Origin of the sequence: Cupriavidus alkaliphilus (assembly GCF_014191175.1) — a bacterium.
Classification (GTDB): domain Bacteria; phylum Pseudomonadota; class Gammaproteobacteria; order Burkholderiales; family Burkholderiaceae; genus Cupriavidus; species Cupriavidus alkaliphilus.
This window is the reverse complement of the sequence record NZ_JACHWE010000003.1, coordinates 358,629-376,107: the sequence shown is the minus strand read 5'-3', so window position 1 is coordinate 376,107 and position 17,479 is coordinate 358,629. Positions and strand designations below refer to the sequence as shown.

18 protein-coding genes and 1 tRNA gene are annotated in these 17,479 nt (G+C 67.9%); 13 read left to right on the top strand and 6 right to left on the bottom strand.

The annotated features are described in order from the left end of the window. Window positions 1-14: 14 nt before the first annotated feature. The 12 genes from boxB (at window position 15) to FHX60_RS13185 (ending at window position 10,976) form a co-directional block, all read left to right on the top strand. Window positions 15-1,439: a benzoyl-CoA 2,3-epoxidase subunit BoxB gene (gene boxB / locus FHX60_RS13240; RefSeq protein ID WP_183283601.1), complete on the top strand. Its 1,425-nt coding sequence runs from the start codon at window positions 15-17 to the stop codon at window positions 1,437-1,439. 13 nt (window positions 1,440-1,452) lie between these two features. Continuing rightward, window positions 1,453-2,697 (top strand): benzoyl-CoA 2,3-epoxidase subunit BoxA, encoded by a 1,245-nt coding sequence (boxA, locus tag FHX60_RS13235; RefSeq protein WP_112775462.1) that lies wholly within the window; start codon window positions 1,453-1,455, stop codon window positions 2,695-2,697. Between the two features lie 113 nt (window positions 2,698-2,810). Further along, window positions 2,811-3,200 (top strand): MbcA/ParS/Xre antitoxin family protein, encoded by a 390-nt coding sequence (locus FHX60_RS13230; protein WP_018004354.1) that lies wholly within the window; start codon window positions 2,811-2,813, stop codon window positions 3,198-3,200. Next, window positions 3,160-3,912: an RES family NAD+ phosphorylase gene (locus FHX60_RS13225; protein ID WP_183283600.1), complete on the top strand. Its 753-nt coding sequence runs from the start codon at window positions 3,160-3,162 to the stop codon at window positions 3,910-3,912. The genes FHX60_RS13230 and FHX60_RS13225 overlap by 41 nt, the downstream gene beginning before the upstream one ends. Window positions 3,913-4,034: 122 nt before the next feature. Next, window positions 4,035-4,110: transfer RNA gene (locus tag FHX60_RS13220), tRNA-Met, on the top strand. Between the two features lie 196 nt (window positions 4,111-4,306). Next, window positions 4,307-4,891 (top strand): NUDIX hydrolase, encoded by a 585-nt coding sequence (locus tag FHX60_RS13215; protein WP_183283599.1) that lies wholly within the window; start codon window positions 4,307-4,309, stop codon window positions 4,889-4,891. Between the two features lie 40 nt (window positions 4,892-4,931). Further along, window positions 4,932-5,684 carry a leucyl/phenylalanyl-tRNA--protein transferase gene (gene aat / locus FHX60_RS13210; RefSeq protein WP_112775460.1) on the top strand — a complete coding sequence of 251 codons (753 nt, stop codon included), beginning with the start codon at window positions 4,932-4,934 and terminating at the stop codon, window positions 5,682-5,684. Window positions 5,685-5,761: 77 nt separating this feature from the next. Further along, on the top strand, window positions 5,762-6,559 hold the full coding sequence (locus tag FHX60_RS13205) for an arginyltransferase (RefSeq protein WP_116330675.1): 798 nt from the start codon (window positions 5,762-5,764) through the stop codon (window positions 6,557-6,559). Between the two features lie 96 nt (window positions 6,560-6,655). Then, the gene (locus FHX60_RS13200; protein WP_112775458.1) at window positions 6,656-7,690 is read left to right on the top strand and encodes a quinone-dependent dihydroorotate dehydrogenase; all 1,035 of its coding nucleotides are present in this window, start codon (window positions 6,656-6,658) and stop codon (window positions 7,688-7,690) included. Window positions 7,691-8,126: 436 nt separating this feature from the next. Further along, window positions 8,127-9,104 (top strand): ABC transporter substrate-binding protein, encoded by a 978-nt coding sequence (locus tag FHX60_RS13195; protein WP_183283598.1) that lies wholly within the window; start codon window positions 8,127-8,129, stop codon window positions 9,102-9,104. A 179-nt stretch (window positions 9,105-9,283) separates the two neighbouring features. Further along, window positions 9,284-10,180 carry an ABC transporter permease gene (locus FHX60_RS13190; protein WP_112775456.1) on the top strand — a complete coding sequence of 299 codons (897 nt, stop codon included), beginning with the start codon at window positions 9,284-9,286 and terminating at the stop codon, window positions 10,178-10,180. A gap of 1 nt (window position 10,181) precedes the next feature. Further along, window positions 10,182-10,976: an ABC transporter ATP-binding protein gene (locus FHX60_RS13185; protein WP_062798235.1), complete on the top strand. Its 795-nt coding sequence runs from the start codon at window positions 10,182-10,184 to the stop codon at window positions 10,974-10,976. 82 nt (window positions 10,977-11,058) lie between these two features. Here the strand turns inward: FHX60_RS13185 and FHX60_RS13180 are convergent, their stop codons facing one another. Genes FHX60_RS13180 through FHX60_RS13170 form a run of 3 tightly spaced genes read right to left on the bottom strand, consistent with a single transcriptional unit; the run spans window position 11,059 to window position 13,957 of the window. Then, window positions 11,059-12,105, bottom strand: a complete 1,047-nt coding sequence (locus FHX60_RS13180; RefSeq protein ID WP_183283597.1) for a Bug family tripartite tricarboxylate transporter substrate binding protein — start codon at window positions 12,103-12,105, stop codon at window positions 11,059-11,061. Then, complete coding sequence (locus tag FHX60_RS13175; protein WP_183283596.1) at window positions 12,102-12,959, bottom strand: phosphate/phosphite/phosphonate ABC transporter substrate-binding protein; 858 nt, start codon at window positions 12,957-12,959, stop codon at window positions 12,102-12,104. Before FHX60_RS13175 ends, FHX60_RS13180 begins: the two co-directional genes overlap by 4 nt. Next, window positions 12,956-13,957, bottom strand: coding sequence for an ornithine cyclodeaminase family protein (locus FHX60_RS13170; RefSeq protein ID WP_112775454.1), 1,002 nt, complete (start codon window positions 13,955-13,957; stop codon window positions 12,956-12,958). Before FHX60_RS13170 ends, FHX60_RS13175 begins: the two co-directional genes overlap by 4 nt. Before the next feature lie 117 nt (window positions 13,958-14,074). Between FHX60_RS13170 and FHX60_RS13165 the strand changes: the two genes are divergently transcribed. Continuing rightward, window positions 14,075-14,962 (top strand): LysR family transcriptional regulator, encoded by an 888-nt coding sequence (locus FHX60_RS13165; protein WP_112775453.1) that lies wholly within the window; start codon window positions 14,075-14,077, stop codon window positions 14,960-14,962. 40 nt (window positions 14,963-15,002) lie between these two features. On the opposite strand, the gene FHX60_RS13160 is transcribed toward FHX60_RS13165, so the two are convergent. From FHX60_RS13160 to FHX60_RS13150, 3 genes are read right to left on the bottom strand one after another with little or no spacing between them, the layout of a single operon-like run. Next, window positions 15,003-15,272, bottom strand: a complete 270-nt coding sequence (locus FHX60_RS13160) for a hypothetical protein (RefSeq protein ID WP_116382491.1) — start codon at window positions 15,270-15,272, stop codon at window positions 15,003-15,005. Then, window positions 15,269-16,681 (bottom strand): LutB/LldF family L-lactate oxidation iron-sulfur protein, encoded by a 1,413-nt coding sequence (locus FHX60_RS13155; protein WP_183283595.1) that lies wholly within the window; start codon window positions 16,679-16,681, stop codon window positions 15,269-15,271. Before FHX60_RS13155 ends, FHX60_RS13160 begins: the two co-directional genes overlap by 4 nt. Window positions 16,682-16,711: 30 nt before the next feature. Next, the gene (locus FHX60_RS13150; RefSeq protein WP_116294894.1) at window positions 16,712-17,437 is read right to left on the bottom strand and encodes a (Fe-S)-binding protein; all 726 of its coding nucleotides are present in this window, start codon (window positions 17,435-17,437) and stop codon (window positions 16,712-16,714) included. Window positions 17,438-17,479: the final 42 nt, after the last annotated feature.

Below are 17,479 nucleotides of genomic sequence, written 5' to 3'. Positions count from 1 at the left end.
CAGGAGACACCCCCGTGAGCATCGACTACAGCCAGAAGATCCCCAACAACGTCAACCTGTCCGACGACCGCGCGCTGCAGCGCGCGCTGGAACACTGGCAACCGGCGTTCCTCGACTGGTGGCGCGACATGGGGCCCGACGGCTCGCACGACTTCGAGGTGTACCTGCGCACCGCGGTGTCGGTCGACCCATCCGGCTGGGCGCATTTCGACCACGTCAGGATGCCGGACTACCGCTGGGGCATCTTCCTGCAGCCGGCCGATCCCGACCGCCGCATCCATTTCGGCGAGCACAAGGGCGAGGCCGCATGGCAGGAGGTGCCCGGCGAGCACCGCGCCAACCTGCGCCGCATCATCGTGACCCAGGGCGACACCGAGCCCGCCTCGGTCGAGCAGCAGCGCCACCTCGGGCTGACCGCGCCCAGCCTGTACGATCTGCGCAACCTGTTCCAGGTCAACGTGGAAGAGGGCCGCCACCTGTGGGCGATGGTGTACCTGCTGCACCGCTATTTCGGCCGCGACGGCCGCGAGGAAGCCGAGGCGCTGCTGGCGCGCCGTTCCGGCGACCAGGACAACCCGCGCATCCTCGGCGCCTTCAATGAACGCACGCCGGACTGGCTGTCGTTCTTCATGTTCACCTACTTCACCGACCGCGACGGCAAGTTCCAGCTGTGCGCGCTGGCCGAGTCCGGCTTCGATCCGCTCGCCCGCACCACGCGCTTCATGCTGACCGAGGAAGCGCACCACATGTTCGTCGGCGAATCGGGCGTATCGCGCGTGATCCAGCGCACCTGCGAGGTCATGCGCGAGCGCGGCATCGAAGACCCGGCCGAAGTGCGTGCCGCCGGCGTGATCGACCTGCCGACCATCCAGCGCTACCTGAACTTCCACTACAGCGTCACCATCGACCTGTTCGGCGCCGACCAGTCGTCTAACGCCGCCACCTTCTACAGCGCGGGCCTGAAGGGACGCTTCGAGGAAGGCAAGCGCGCCGACGACCATGTGCTCAAGGGCGAGGTCTACCGCGTGCTCGAAGTGCGCGACGGCCGCCTCGGCGAGCGCGAGGTGCCGATGCTCAACGCGCTCAACGAAGTGCTGCGCGACGACTACATCAAGGACAGCATGGGCGGCGTGGCGCGCTGGAACAAGGTCATCGAGAAGGCCGGCATCCCGTTCCGCCTGACCGTGCCGCACAAGGCCTTCAACCGCAGGATCGGCACGCTGGCCAACATCCATGTCGCGCCCGACGGCAGGCTGATACCGGAGGCCGAATGGAAGGCCAACGAGCGCGACTGGCTGGCGACCGACGAAGACCGCGCCTTCGTCGCCTCGCTGATGGGCCGCGTCACCGAGCCCGGCAAGTACGCCAACTGGATTGCCCCGCCGGCGGTGGGCATCAACCGCCAGCCGATGGATTTCGAATACGTGCGCTTCAACTGAAACCCGAACCGCCATGGGCGCCCCCGACCTCATCAAGCAGCACCTGATCGATCCGGAAATCTGCATTCGCTGCAACACCTGCGAAGACACCTGCCCGATCGATGCCATCACCCATGACGACCGCAACTACGTGGTCCGGGCGGACGTATGCAACGGCTGCAACGCCTGCCTGTCGCCGTGCCCGACCGGCGCCATCGACAACTGGCGCACCATGCTGCGCGGCCAGGCCTATTCGATCGAGGCGCAGCTGCTGTGGGACGAGCTGCCGGCCGAGGTGCCGTTGCCGGAGCCGGACAGCATGGACCAGGGCGCGCCGGCCACCGCCGGCAGCGGCACCCCCGCGGCCGACGACGCCGCGATCCAGTCGGTCGAGACCAGCCGCCATACCTCGCCGCGCGCACCGTGGTCGGCCGCCCATCCCTATGTGAACCTGCACGGCGTGCGCGCCCCGGTGTCCGCCACCGTGGCCGGCAACTACCGGCTCACCGCAGCGGATGCCTCGAGCGACATCCACCATATCGTGCTGGATCTCGGCACCCACTTTTTCCCGATCCTGGAAGGGCAGTCGATCGGCATCCTGCCACCCGGCACCGATGCCGCGGGCAAGCCGCACTACATCCGCATGTATTCGGTCGCCAGCCCGCGCGACGGCGAGCGCCCCGGCTATAACAACCTCGCGCTGACGGTCAAGCGGGTCGAGCAGGACCACGACGGCAAGCCGGTGCGGGGCGTGGCCTCCAACTACCTGTGCGACCTGGCCAAGGGCGATACGGTGCAGGTGGTGGGCCCGTTCGGCTCGACCTTCCTGATGCCCAACCACGCCGAAGCCAGCGTGATGATGATCTGTACCGGCACCGGCTCGGCACCGATGCGCGCCATGACCGAGCGCATGCGCCGCAACCTGGCGCAATTCAGCGGGCGCCGGCTGCTGTTCTTCGGCGCGCGCAATGCCGCCGAACTGCCCTACTTCGGCCCGCTGCTGAAGCTGCCCCGGGATTTCCTCGACATCCACTTCGCCTTCTCGCGCGACCCTGACACGCCGCGCCGCTATGTCCAGGACGCGATCCGCGAAGCCGCGGACAGCGTCGCGGCGCTGCTGGGCGACGCCAACGGCCATGTCTATATCTGCGGCCTGAAAGGCATGGAGGAAGGCGTGCTGGCCGCATTTGAAACGGTCTGCGCCGGCGCCGGTCTTAACTGGAAGGCGCTGGAAACCACCATGAAGGCCGAAGGACGGCTGCATATCGAAACCTACTAAGCCGCGTCCCTGCGAAACTGGCGCGCCGCGTCATAGGCGCGAATCTTTGAGCAGCCCCTTCCCTTCTGAAATTCATCGCCTATAATCTTTCTGAAGAAACAGGAGCATAGGCGATGCAATCCAGGCGGATTCCGGAAACCGATCCCGCCGGCGGCCCCGACCCCGGCACCACGCTGACCAAGGCGGTCATGCGCGCCGCCGGCTTCCTGGGCATCAGCCAGGCCATGGTGGCAAGCGTGCTGGGCATCAGCACGGCCTCGGTCTCGCGCATGGCGTCCGGCGGCTATGTACTAGACGCGCATCGCAAGGAGTGGGAGTTCGGCGTCCTGTTCGTGCGCCTGTTCCGCTCGCTCGACGCCATCCTGGGCCATGGCGACCAGGCCCGGCTCTGGCTCACCCACGACAACCTCGCGCTGGGCGGCAAGCCGCTCGAGCTGATCCGCACAACTGAAGGTCTGGTCCGTGTCGTTCACTACCTGGACGCCACCCGCGGTCGCATCTGAGCGCCGGCAGTTCGCGCTCACGCTGTGGCGGGCGGTGGAAGCCCAGCATGTGGTCTCCACCATGCCGCTGGTCGACAGCCTGGAGGAGCAGGCGGTACTCGAGGCCGTGCTGGATGCCGGCAAGCCCGTCGTGCCGGTCGAGGCACGCCATCTGCACTATCTGCTGTTCACCCCGTTCCGCTACCCGCCCTCGCCCTGGGGCTCGCGCTTCCGCGCCAGCCAGGACCCGGGCGTGTTCTATGGCGCCAACGAGATCCGCACGGCCTGTGCCGAGCTCGGCTACTGGCGCTGGCGCTTCCTCAACGACAGCCCGGCGCTGCCCCGCATCGACGCGCGCGCCCAGACGCTGTTCGAAGTGCGCGTCGAGACCTCCGGCGTGGCGCTGGACCAGCCGCCGTTCGACCGGGACCGCGCCGCCTGGACCGATCCGGATCACCACGAATCCTGCCAGGCGTTCGGCCGCATCGCGCGCGAAGCCGGCCTCGGCATGATTCGCTACACCTCCGTGCGCGATCCGCAGCACGGCCCGTGCGGGGCGGTGCTGACGCCACGTGCGTTTTCGCACCCGACGCCGCTCGCCACCACCACGTGGATGCTGACCGTGCGCCGCGACCGCGTGATGTGGCAACGCGACGACCTGCAGCAGCGCGACAGCTTCGAGTTCGAGGCCGCGCTGTGGCAGCGCACAAGCGATACCCCCGAAGCCAGCTGAACCTCCGCCCCACCGCGGCGATCTAATCGTTATGGCACGCGGCAATACGCATCGCCTGCAGGTTTTGTTAAACAGGTGTTGCATTGCGCAACCGGATGCCATATAATCTTTTCTTCGACGGACGCGGGGTGGAGCAGTTGGCAGCTCGTCGGGCTCATAACCCGAAGGTCGCAGGTTCAAGTCCTGCCCCCGCAACCAACCGCACAGATGCATATCTGTGACGCCGTCACCGCAAACAAACCCGCCTCGGCGGGTTTTTTGTTTTGTGTCGCCAGCCGGCATCGCGGCAGGCGCCTGCGCGGCACCGCCGGCCCATGGTGCACCAGCGCTCCTACGGCCCGCCGGTGCGCTCCGCGAGGGTGATACACTTTCGCCATTCTCCCGGACGCCCCTCATGAAATTCTGCTCGAACTGTGGTCATGCGGTCGTGTTGCGCGTGCCTGACGGCGACAACCGCCCGCGCAGTGTTTGCGACAACTGCGGCACGATTCACTACGTCAATCCCCGCAACGTTGTCGGCACGATCCCGGTCTGGGAAGACAAGATCCTGCTCTGCAAGCGCGCGATCGAGCCCCGCTACGGCTTCTGGACCCTGCCGGCGGGCTTCATGGAGATCGGCGAGACCACCGCCCAGGCGGCCTCGCGCGAAACGCTGGAAGAAGCCGGCGCGCGCGTGCAGGTGGGCGAGCTGTTCTCGATCCTGAACGTGCCGCATGTGCACCAGGTGCACCTGTTCTACCTTGCCACGCTCGACGACCTCGACATCGCGCCCGGCGAGGAAAGCCTGGAAGTGAAGCTGGTGGCGGAGGCCAATGTGCCCTGGGATGAACTGGCCTTCCCCACCGTGATCCATACCCTGCGCTGCTTCTTCGCCGACCGCGCCGCCGGCCGCCTTCAGGACGGCAGCTTCCGGCTGCACAGCCTGGACATCGACAAGCCCATGCGCCCGCTGACCAGCCGGGCCACGGTCACCCCCTGAGCGGCGGGCCCGCCGCGCACCGCCCCCCGGCGCAGCCCGCATGATTGCCTGGCTGGACCCGCAAGATCCGTTTCCCCCGGTCGAGCACGCGCTCGGACCCGATTCCGAGGCGCCCGGCCTGCTTGCCGCCAGCCGCGAGCTGTCGCCGCAGCGGCTGCTGCTGGCGTATCGCCAGGGCATCTTCCCGTGGTATTCGAGCGGCCAGCCGGTGCTGTGGTGGAGCACCGATCCGCGCATGGTGCTGCCGCCGCCGGCGCTGCGCATCTCGGCCAACCTGCGCAAGACGCTGCGGCGCGTGCTGCGCGATGCCGACTGGGAAATCCGCGTCGACCACGATTTCCTGGCGGTGATGCGCGCCTGCGCGACCACGCCGCGCGAGGGCCAGGACGGCACCTGGATCACCGACGCCATCATTGCCGCTTACGGCACCCTGCACCGCAACGGCCTGGCTCACTCGGTCGAAAGCTGGTACCGGGGCGAGCGCGTCGGCGGCCTGTATGGCGTGGCGCTGGGGCGGATGTTCTTTGGCGAATCGATGTTTGCGCACCGTACCGACGCGTCCAAGATCGCGCTGGCGGCGCTGTGCGCGTTCCTCGGCAACCACGGCGTGGCGATGATAGACTGCCAGCAGGAAACCGACCACCTGGCCTCGCTGGGTGCGCGCCCCATCCCCCGCGCCGAATTCGTGGCCCATGTGCGCGCGGCAACGGCACAGCCGGCGATCAGTCCGTGGCGGTTCGACAAATCGGTGCTGGAGCGCTGGGCCGGGACACCCGCCGCGCCGGCAGGCTGAATCCCGGCACGGGTGCCGACGCTGACGCTGCGGACCACCGTGCAAACCGCGCCGTCCCGCCCGGAGCCCCCTGAGTCATGAGCAAGCTGAAGGAACTACCGCTGTCCGCGCTGCAGTTCTATGCCACGGCGCCCTACGCTTGCAGCTATCTCGACGGCCGCATGGCGCGCTCCCAGGTGGCCACGCCGGCGCACCTGATCAATGCCGACGTCTATTCGCGCCTGGTGCGCGCGGGCTTTCGCCGCAGCGGCATCTTTACCTACCGGCCGTATTGCGACGATTGCCACGCCTGCACGCCGTGCCGCGTGCTGGTCGACCAGTTCACGCCGGACCGCTCGCAGCGCCGCGCGTGGAACCGCCACCAGCACCTGCAGGCGCTGGTGGCGCCGCTGACCTACGTCGAAGAGCACTATTCCCTGTACCTGCTGTACCAGTCGATGCGCCACGCCGGCGGCGGCATGGACCAGGACAGCCGCGACCAGTACGAGCAGTTCCTGCTGCAGAGCCGCGTCAACTCGCGCCTGGTCGAATTCCGCGATCCGCCGGGCTCGCCCGAGGCCGGGCGGCTGCGCATGGTCAGCATGATCGACGTGCTCGACGACGGGCTGTCGTCGGTCTACACCTTCTACGATCCGCTCGAGCACAACGCCAGCTACGGCACCTACAACATCCTGTGGCAGATCCGCCAGACCCATGCGCTGGGCCTGCCGCACCTGTATCTGGGCTACTGGATCGCCGACAGCCGCAAGATGGCGTACAAGGCGCGCTTCCGGCCGCTGCAGGTGCTGACGGGCAACCACTGGCACGCGTTCGAGGACGTCGCCGGCGAGGCCCCGGAAGCCGCCGCGCCGGTGCCGCCCGCGACGCAGCCCTAGCCTGGCCGGGCCACCGGCCGCCCTCGCGGACGGGCCAGCCGCTACAATGCCGCCCTGGTCCCGACTTCCGCGCCGCCCTGCCGGCCGCCTGCCCACGTGCTCAACGCGCTCTACCCCCTGTTTCGTCCCGCCCTGTTCTCGATGGATGCCGAGGACGCCCACCATTTCACGCTGAACAACCTGCTGCGCGCCCACCGCATGGGCCTGGGCGGCTGCATCGGCAACCGCATCGCCGACGATCCGCGCACGGTCATGGGGGTGCGCTTTCCCAACCCGGTCGGCCTGGCCGCGGGGCTGGACAAGGACGGCGCCTATATCGACGGCCTGGCCGCGCTCGGCTTCGGCTTTATCGAGGTCGGCACGGTCACGCCGCGCGCGCAGCCGGGCAACCCGCGCCCGCGCATGTTCCGGCTGCCGCAGGCGGATGCGCTGATCAACCGCATGGGCTTCAACAACGGCGGCGTCGATGCCTTCGTCGCCAATGTGCAGGCGTCGCGCTGGAAGGCCGAGGGCGGCGTGCTGGGGCTGAATATCGGCAAGAACGCCGATACCCCGATCGAGCGCGCCAACGACGACTACCTGTACTGCCTGGAGCGCGTCTACCCGCACGCCAGCTACGTGACGGTCAATATCTCCTCGCCCAATACCAAGAACCTGCGCCAGCTGCAGGGCGCGAGCGAGCTCGACAGCCTGCTGTCGTCGCTGAAGGACGCGCAGCAGCGCCTGGCGGACCAGCACAAGCGTTATGTGCCGCTGGCGCTGAAGATCGCGCCGGACCTCGACGCCGACCAGATCGGCAATATCGGCGACGCGCTGGTGCGCCACAGGATCGACGGTGTGATCGCCACCAATACCACCATCTCGCGCGACGCGGTCAAGGGCCTGCCGCATGCCGACGAAGCCGGCGGCCTGTCCGGGCGCCCGGTGTTCGAAGCCTCGACCCGCGTGGTGCGCGCGCTGCACGGCGTGGTCGGCGACGCGGTGCCAATCATCGGCGTGGGCGGCATCTTCGGCGGCGCCGACGCGCGCGCCAAGACCGACGCCGGCGCCAGCCTGGTGCAGGTCTACAGCGGCCTGATCTATCGCGGCCCGGCGCTGGTGCGCGAGTGCGCCGCGGCGCTGCGCCGCTAAGCCCCTCGGGGCGCCCACTGCCCCTGGTTCCGGCCCGGCCGATGCGCCACCCGCATCGCCCGGGTGGAGGAAAACCTCGACCTCCTGGTGGCGCGCAATTGCATGAAGACGCGGCCACCGCAATCAGGGTAATCCACAAGCAAATCCCGGTTCCCGCGCAATTAAATGCGCCTCGATGGCGGATAGCGGGCATCTGACAGCATCGGATGCCCCACTTCCGCATGATGACTATCCATTTCGTGCGCGGGAAGTGGTATCCTCGCAGGCTTATCGCTGTCGCATCCGACGCGTCCGCGCACGCTCCCTCCCGCCGCAGGAAGCCGCCGCGCCCGCCCGGACCGGCATCGTGCGCCAGCCGGCGCATGGTCCAGGACGGCGGACCGAACCATCCGCGGCCGTATCCAATCCAGAACCGAGTTTCGGGGGAGCACACATAATGAAATCCACCAAGGGTCTCGCAGCATCCAAGTCCATCCTGGGCGGCGCCGTGGCGCTGGCACTGCTGTACGGCGGCGCCGTGCAAGCCCAGACCGTCAAGGTGCTGTCGATCGTCGACCATCCCGCGCTGGACGCCATCCGCGACGGCGTGCGCGCAGAACTGAAGGCGGCCGGCTATGACGCCGACAAGAGCCTGAAGTGGGAATACCAGAGCGCCCAGGGCAACACCGGCACCGCGGCGCAGATCGCCCGCAAGTTCGTCGGCGACAACCCGAACGCGATCGTCGCCATCGCCACGCCGTCGGCGCAGGCCGTGGTCGCCGCCACCAAGTCCGTGCCGGTGGTGTACTCGGGTGTGACCGATCCGGTGGCGGCGCAGCTGGTCAAGAGCTGGTCGGCGTCGGGCACCAACGTCACCGGGGTCTCGGACAAGCTGCCGCTGGACAAGCAGGTCGCCCTGATCAAGCGCGTGGTGCCCAAGGCCAAGACCGTGGGCATGGTCTACAACCCGGGTGAAGCCAACTCGGTGGTGGTGGTCAAGGAACTGAGCGCGCTGCTGGCCAAGGAAGGCCTGACGCTCAAGGAAGCCGCCGCGCCGCGCACCGTCGACATCGGCCCGGCCGCCAAGAGCCTGATCGGCAAGGTCGACGTGATCTACACCAATACCGACAACAACGTGGTGTCGGCCTACGAGGCCCTGGTCAAGGTTGCCAACGAGTCGAAGATCCCCCTGGTCGCGGCCGATACCGACAGCGTCAAGCGCGGCGCCGTGGCGGCACTGGGCGTCAACTACGGCGACCTGGGCCGCCAGACCGGCAAGGTGGTAGTGCGCATCCTGAAGGGCGAGAAGCCGGGCGCGATCGCCTCGCAGACCAGCGACAACCTGGAACTGTTCGTCAACACCGGCGCGGCCGCCAAGCAAGGCGTCACGCTCTCGCCGGAGCTGGTCAAGGAAGCGAAGACGGTCATCAAGTAAAGCACAGCCACGCCCTGCCATGCCGTCGCCGCAAGGCGGCGGATGCGCCGGCCAGGCCTACCCGGCCGGGCCGGACAGACCAGGGCGAGGCGGCCGGCGGCCCCATCCGGGCGTGCCGGCCGCTCCGCCCCGAAACCGGCGCCAGGGCAGACGCCGGACCCCGCAACAGGATTCCCCCCATGTCCCTCTTTTCCCTTCTGGGCGCCCTGGAGATCGGCCTGATCTTCAGCCTGGTGGCGCTCGGGGTGCTGATTTCCTTCCGCATCCTCAATTTCCCCGACCTGACCGTTGACGGCAGCTTCCCGCTGGGCGGCGCCGTGGCCGCGACGCTGATCGCCGCCGGCCAGGACGCGTTCCTGGCGACCGTGGTCGCGATCGCCGCCGGCGCGCTGGCCGGCTGGATCACCGGCTGGCTCAACGTGCGCCTCAAGATCATGGACCTGCTCGCCAGTATCCTGATGATGATCGCGCTGTACTCGGTCAACCTGCGCATCATGGGTCGCCCCAATGTGCCGCTGATCACCGAACCCACGCTGTTCACCGTGCTGCAGCCGGAGTGGCTGCCCGACTACGTGCTGCGCCCGCTGGTGCTGTTCGTGGTGGTGGTGGTCGCCAAGGTCGGCCTGGACTGGTTCTTCAGCTCGCAGCTGGGCCTGGCGATGCGCGCCACCGGCGCCAACCCGCGCATGGCGCGCGCGCAGGGCATCCCGACCGGCCGCGCCACGCTGGCCGGCATGGCACTGTCCAATGCGCTGGTGGCGCTGGCCGGCGCGCTGTTCGCGCAGACCCAGGGCGGCTCGGATATCTCGATGGGCATCGGCACCATCGTGATCGGACTGGCCGCGGTGATCATCGGCGAGACCATCCTGCCGGCACGCCGGCTGATCTGGACCACGCTGGCCGTGGTGCTGGGCGCCATCCTGTACCGCTTCTTCATCGCGCTGGCGCTGAACAGCGACTTCATCGGCCTCAAGGCGCAGGACCTGAACCTGGTCACCGCCGCGCTGGTGACGATCGCGCTGGTGCTGCCGGCGACGCGCAAGAAGCTGTTTGCCCGCAAGAACGGAGGTGCCTGAGATGCTGCGCGCACAAGACCTGAAGCTCACCTTCAACCCGGGCACCCCGATCGAGACCCGCGCGCTGCGCGGCCTCAGCCTGGAAATCCCGAGCGGCCAGTTCGTGGCCGTGATCGGTTCCAACGGCGCGGGCAAGTCGACCTTCCTGAATGCAATCAGCGGCGACCAGATGGTCGACGCCGGGCGCATCACCATCGATGACACCGATGTCACGCGCAAGCCCGCCTGGGACCGCGCCCACCTGGTGGCACGCGTGTTCCAGGACCCCATGGCTGGCACCTGCGAAGCGCTGACGATCGAGGAGAACATGGCGCTGGCGATGGCGCGCGGCAGCCGCCGCGGCTTCCGCCCGGCGCTCAACCGCGCCTCGCGCGAGCTGTTCCGCGAGAAGCTGCGGCTGCTCAACCTGGGCCTGGAAAACCGCCTGACCGACCGCATCGGCCTGCTCTCCGGCGGCCAGCGCCAGGCGGTGAGCCTGCTGATGGCCTCGCTGCAGCCGTCGCGCATCCTGCTGCTGGACGAGCACACCGCCGCGCTGGACCCGAAGACCGCCGCGTTCGTGCTGGAGTTGACCGCGCGCATCGTCGAGGAAAGCAAGCTGACGACGATGATGGTGACGCACAGCATGCGCCAGGCGCTCGACTACGGCCAGCGCACGGTGATGCTGCACCAGGGCCAGGTAGTGCTGGATGTCTCGGGCGACAAGCGCAAGGGGCTCGATGTGCCGGACCTGCTCAAGATGTTCGAGCAGACGCGGCATGAGCAGCTGGATGACGACGCGCTGTTGCTGGGGTGATAGCGCTGGCAAGAAAAACGGGGAGCTTCGGCTCCCCGTTTTTTTGCTCGCTGGCGCTTGAGCATCCCGATGTTGCCGACCATCAGTCGATCGTGATGCGCCGCTGCTTGATCACGCCTGCCCATCGCGTGCTCTCCTTCTGGATCGCCGCCGCCAGTTGCTGCGGCGTGCCGCCCGCCGCTTCCATCCCCAGCGTCGCCAGCTTCTCCTTCAGCGCGGCATCGGCCAGCACCGCGTCGGCGTGCTGGCTGAGCTTGCGCACGACCTCCGGCGGCGTACCGGCCGGCACCATCAACGCATACCACGACACCGCCTCGAACTTCGGGAAGCCCTGCTCGGCGATCGTCGGCACCTCGGGCAGCACCGGCGAGCGCCTGGCGCTGGCCATGCCCAGCGCGCGCAGCTTGCCCGCCTTGATATAGGGCAGCGCCGCCGACAGCTGCGCAAACATCATCGTCACCTGCCCGCCGACCAGATCGGTCATGGCCGGGCTTACGCCCTTGTACGGCACGTGGTTGAGCTTGACGTTGGCATCGAGCTGCAGCAGTTCGCCGGCAAGGTGCGCCTGGCTGCCGGCCCCGGGAGAGGCGAAGCTCAGTTCGCCCGGTTTCTGCGCGGCGAGCTTGAGCAGTTCCGCCAGCGACCTCACCGGCGTGGCTGCGTTGACCACCAGTACGTTTTCAGCGGTGGCGAGCATCGCCACCGGCGCCAGGTCGGACGGCTTGTAGGGCAGGTTGGGCATCAGCGCGGGATTCACCGCGATATTGCCGACCGGCACCAGGGCGACGGTGTAGCCGTCCGGCACGGCCTTGGCCACCATGTCGACGCCGATGGTGCCGGCCGCGCCGGCCTTGTTCTCGACCAGCACGCTCTGGCCGGTGGCCTTGGACAGGCCCTCTCCGACCGCACGCGCCAGCACGTCGGCCGGCCCTCCCGCGGCAAACGGCACGATCAGGCGTACCGGCTTTGCCGGATAAGCCGGCGGCTGGGCGTGGGCCACCCCCGCACCGAGCCATGTCGCGCAGGCTGCCGCGCAGGCGACCAGGCCATGCAGGGCAAGGCGCCGGATGTCAGGATGCACGAAAGGCTTTACAGCGGCGAATACCGCAACATTCACAGCGGATTTCATGACGGTTCCCTCAATTGGCAGTGATCAGGCGATGGTTCCCCGGCCGCGGCATCGGTCAGTGCAAAGCCCGCCCGGTCGGCTTCGTCCGCCATCGCGGGCAGGCAGGCATAGTCGGCGGGCTGCACCGCGACGAAGCGCGCCAGCCCCAGCGACGCCAGCAGCGCAGTGCCGGTGGCATCCTCATGCATCCCCAGCAATGTCGCGCGTACACGCATGCACTGCCGCGGATCGGCATCCGCCGACGCGACCAGCACCGGGATCGGCGCCGGCGGCGTCAGCGCCAGCGTCTTCAGCTGCGCGGCAAGCACCGGGTCATAGCGGCGCAGCAGGTCCATCACATAGCTGTCGACGACCCCCACCTCGGCGTCGCCGGCGAGCACCGCATCGATGACCTCGCGCGGCGTTGGCGTCGCCATGGCCGCGGGCCGGTACAGCGCCTGCGTACCCGCCGGTGCCAGCCGCATCAGGTAGTGGCGCGGCGCGTTATAGCCCGAGTTCGACTCAGGCAACATGCATGCCAGTCGCCCGCCAAAGGTCTGCGCCAGCGACTGCACCGGCGCATCGGCGCGCACGATGAACTCGGTGAAATAGACCGGCCTGCCGTCGTAACGCGCCTGCGCCGGGACCGGCGCGGCCAGCAGCTGCGGCGTGACCGGCGCACTCGCATACGGATAGCCGCACATAAACACGCAGCCGCAGTCGGGCCGCGCCCACAACGCGCTGACCGGCGCGGGCGCGGCATGTTCGGCATACGGCAACGCCACGCCGGCGCGCTCGGACACGCGTGCCAGCAGCGCGCGCCAGGCCGCTTCGGCCTGCGGCGTCACCGCGTACATGCGGGCATTGGCGATCATGCGTACACCAGCTTCTGGCCCAGCCCGCGCTCCTCGGCCTTCTTCAGGATGGCATGTCCGAGCGCGATATCGCTCAGCGACAGGCCGCGGTGCCAGAACAGGTTGGTTTCGTCGTCGCTCTGGCGGCCCGGCTTGCGGCCGGCGACGATCTCGCCAAGTTCGCCGTAAAGCGTCCGTTCCGACAGCTTGCCCGCTTCGACATGCGCGCGCAGCGAGCCGAACACGCCGCCCTTGCACTGCCCCCAGTCGTCCACCACCATCCGCGTCATGATGTCGGTCAGCGACAGCTCGACCGCGCTCATGGTGCCGTAGGGCACGACGAAGGCACCGGGCTTGATCCATTCGGTCTTGAGCATCGGCGTCGGACGCTCCAGCCGCGATGCCTCGACCACGATATCGGCGCCTCGCACGCACGACTCCCAGTCCTCCGTCACCACGATCTTCTTGCCGAGATCGCGCTCCAGCCGCGCGGCAAAGGCATTGCGGCTTTCCGGGCGGCGCGAGTGCACGCGGATCTCGTCGAAGTCATAGAGGCTGTCGAGCAGCCGCACGTTCCAGTACGACGTGCCGCGCGCGCCGATATGGCCCAGCACCTTGCTGTCGCGGCGCGCCAGGTGCCTGGCGCCGAGCGCGGTCAGCGCGCCGGTGCGGGCATCGGTGATAAAGGTCGCGTCGATCACCGCCACCGGCATGCCGGTGCGTGGATCGAACAGGTTCAGCATGGCCATCTCCGACGGCAGGCCGAGCTTGTAGTTGTCGACGAAATCGCCGACCACCTTGACCCCGGCCAGGCCCAGCGGCGCCACGTAGCCGCGCAGCACGTTGAAGTGGCCGTTGAAGGCGGGGTCCGGCATCAGGTGCACGCGCGGCTCGATCACGGTCTGGCCGTTGCCCTGCGCCACCAGTGCCTGCTCCACCGCGTGGATGATTTCGGCATCGGTCATTTCCAGCCGCGCGATGTCCCGGCCGTTGAGGTAGGTGAGATGAATATCAGCCATGCGGTCCCCGCTCTCCAGATCAAAGTGTGTGGTGTTGCGATGGAATCCAGTTTAGGTATGGCGCCATTGACTGTCATATGCTTATATGTCCGCCTGCCTTAACATCAGGTTAATGCCATGAAAATGAACCTGCGCCAGATCGAGGTGTTCCGCGCGGTGATGCTGACCGGCTCGATCAGCGGCGCGTCCAAGCTGCTTTATGTGTCGCAACCGGCGATCAGCCGGCTGATGTCGCACACCGAACAGCGGCTCGGCCTCGAGCTGTTCCGGCGCACCAAGGGGCGGCTCTACCCCACGCCGGAAGCGCGGCGGCTGCTGGGCGAAGTCAATGCGGTCTATGAAGGGATCGAGCGCGTCAACGAGATCGCCGAGGATCTCGCCGCCAACCGCACCGGCAGCCTGCGCATCACCTGCAGCCCCAACCTGGGCCAGACCGTGCTGCCGCGCGCGATCGCCAGCTTCCGCGCCGCGCACCCGGCGGTGCGCGTGGTGGTGCGCACGCAGATTCCCGGCAACATGCTGCGCGCGCTGCTATCGGGACAGGTCGACCTGGCGGTATCGAACATGCCGCTGGTGCATCCCAACCTGGAGGCGCGGCTACTGGTGAAGAACGAGATCGTGGCGCTGGTGCCGGTGGGGCACCGGCTGGCGACGCGCAAATGGGTGCGTCCCGCCGACCTGATCGGCGAAGACCTGATCGGCTATGGCCCGGAAGTGCCGTTCGCGCTGCTGGTGCACGAGATGTTCGGCAACGATGGCGACCAGCCCGACATGCGGGTGCAGGTCGAGCAGGCGCACGTGGCGCGCGCGCTGGCGCAGGCCGGCGCCGGCATCGCGCTGGTCGACGCCATGACGGTATTCGGCGCGAACTGGCCCAATATCGTCGCCGTGCCGATCCGCACCAAGGTCAATGCCTCGGTGCAGATCTTCCATGTGCAGACCGAGCCGCTGTCGCGGCTGTCGCTGGAATTCGTGGAAACGCTGACGGGGATGATGAAGCGTTGAGCCGCGGAAGCGACTGCGGAAGCGGCGAAGCGTTGCGGCCTCAGGCCGTCGCCGCCTTGTCCAGCCACCGCGCCAGCTGGTCCGTCACCGCGCTGCTCGAGAACGAGCAGCTGTCCTGCGCGAATACCGCCGCCATCTCCAGCCGGCGCAGCAGTTCTTCCATGGCCTGGCCGTAGACCGGCGGCAAGGCCAGCGCGCTGCCGGCAGCGCGCCATTCGCTTACCAGCTCCTGCGCCGGCTTTGCGCCGGCCACGTGCTGCTCCAGCGCGGCGCGCATGCGCGCCAGGGCTTCCGTATTTTTAGCGCTCATGAACGCGCCCTCCTTTCCTTGTAGAGTTCGCGGAACGTGCGGCCCGACGGCGCCGGCATGTCGCGCGTTTCGGTCCAGCCCTTGCCCGCCATCGGCAGGCTGGCGATCAGTCCGTTGCTGCCGCCCATGCGGCCCAGCAGCCAGGCGCCGATGCGGGCAGTCAGCGCATAGAGTTCGGGCCGCTTGGCCACGTAGCCCCAGGCCTTCAGCGCAAAGCGCTCCTGCCACGGTCGCAGGCCGCGCTCCATCTGCTTCTCGCGCAGCTTGCGCAGCAGGTCGGACAACGGGATCGACGCCGGGCAGACGCGATTGCATTCGCCGCACATGGTGGCCGCCTGCGGCAGGTCGAGCGTGTTGGCCAGCCCGACGTAGCTCGGCGTCAGCACGCTGCCCATCGGCCCGGGATAGACCCAGCCATAGGCGTGGCCACCGATCTTCTGGTAGACCGGACAGTGGTTCATGCAGGCGCCACAGCGGATGCAGCGCAGCATCTCCTGGAACTCGCCGCCGATCAGCCCGCTGCGGCCGCCATCGACCAGCACGAAGTACATATGCTCGGGACCGTCGCGCTCGCCTTCGGCGCGCGGCCCGGTCAGCAGCGAAAAGTAGTTGGAAATCGCCTGGCCGGTGGCCGAGCGCGGCAGCAAGCGCATCACCGTGGCCAGGTCTTCCAGCGTCGGCAGCACCTTCTCGATGCCGGTCACAGCCACATGCACCCGCGGCATTACCGTGCACATGCCTTCATTGCCCTCGTTGGTGACCACCGCCACCGAGCCGGTCTCGGCGATGATGAAGTTGCCGCCGGTGACGCCCATGTCGGCGCTGAGGAATTCCGGACGCAGCACTTCGCGCGCTTCGCGCGTCATCTCCGGGATCTCGGTCAGCCGCGGCTTGTGGTGGACCCTCGCGAACAGGTCGGCGATCTCGTCCTTGTCCTTGTGCACCACCGGCGCAATGATGTGCGACGGCGGCTCCGAGTCGTTGATCTGCAGGATGTACTCGCCCAGGTCGGTCTCGATGCTCTGCACGCCCATCTCGCCGAGCACCTGGTTCAGGCGCATTTCCTCGGTCACCATCGACTTGCTCTTGATGACCTTCTTCACGCCGTGCTTCTGCGCGATCTCGGCGACCAGCCGCGCGGCGTCGGCAGTGGTTTCGGCAAACAGCACGGTGGCGCCGCGGCGGGTGGCGTTCTCTTCGAACGTGGCGAGCCAGACGTCGAGGTTTTCCAGCGCGCGGTTGCGGCGCTCTTTCAGGGCCTCGCGCGTGGCGTCGAAATCGATATCGCGGATCGCATCGGCGCGCGCCGTGACGAACTTGGTCGAAAGCTTCTTCAGGTTCTGCTGCAGGCGCTGGTCGGCCAGCTTCTGCCCGGCGCGCGCCTTGAATTCCATGCTGTGGACTTGCATCGTGGCGGATTCCTGATGGTGTCGGCGCGGTCAGGCGTCGCCTGCCAGCACCTGCGCGATATGCAGCACGCGAGTGCGGCTGTCGCCGGTGCGGCGCAGGCGGCCTTCGATATTGAGCATGCAGCCCAGGTCGCCCAGTACCACGGCATCGGCGCCGGTGGCCTGGATGTTGGCGCATTTCTCGTCGACGATGGCCGTGGAGATATTGCCGTACTTGACCGAGAAGGTGCCGCCGAAACCGCAGCAGGCCTCGCAGTCCTTCATCTCGGTCAGCTGCACGCCGGGCAGGCGCGACAGCAAGGCGCGCGGCTGCTGCTTGACCCCAAGTTCGCGCAGGCCGGAACACGAATCGTGGTACGTGATCGCGCCCGAGAACGTTGACGGCAGGGTCTCGATCCGGGCCACGTTGGCGAGGAAGTCGGTCAGTTCGAACACGCGTTCGCGCAGGCGCTCGTAGCGGCCGTTCAGCTCCGGATCGTCGCGCAGCAGATCGGCGTAGTGGTGCCGGATCATGCCGCCGCAACTGCCCGACGGCACCACGATGTAGTCGAACATTTCGAACTCGCGCAGGAATTTCTCGGCCAGGTCGCGCGATACCGCGCGCTCCCCCGAGTTGTAGGCCGGCTGGCCGCAGCAGGTCTGCGCCTCGGGCACCATGACCTCGTAGCCGGCGGCTTCCAGTAGCTTCAGCACCGAAAAACCGATCTCCGGGCGCATCAGGTCCACCAGGCAGGTGTGGAACAGACCGACTCGCATTGTTGACTTCTCCCAGACCCTGAAACCCCGCAATTATGCGCG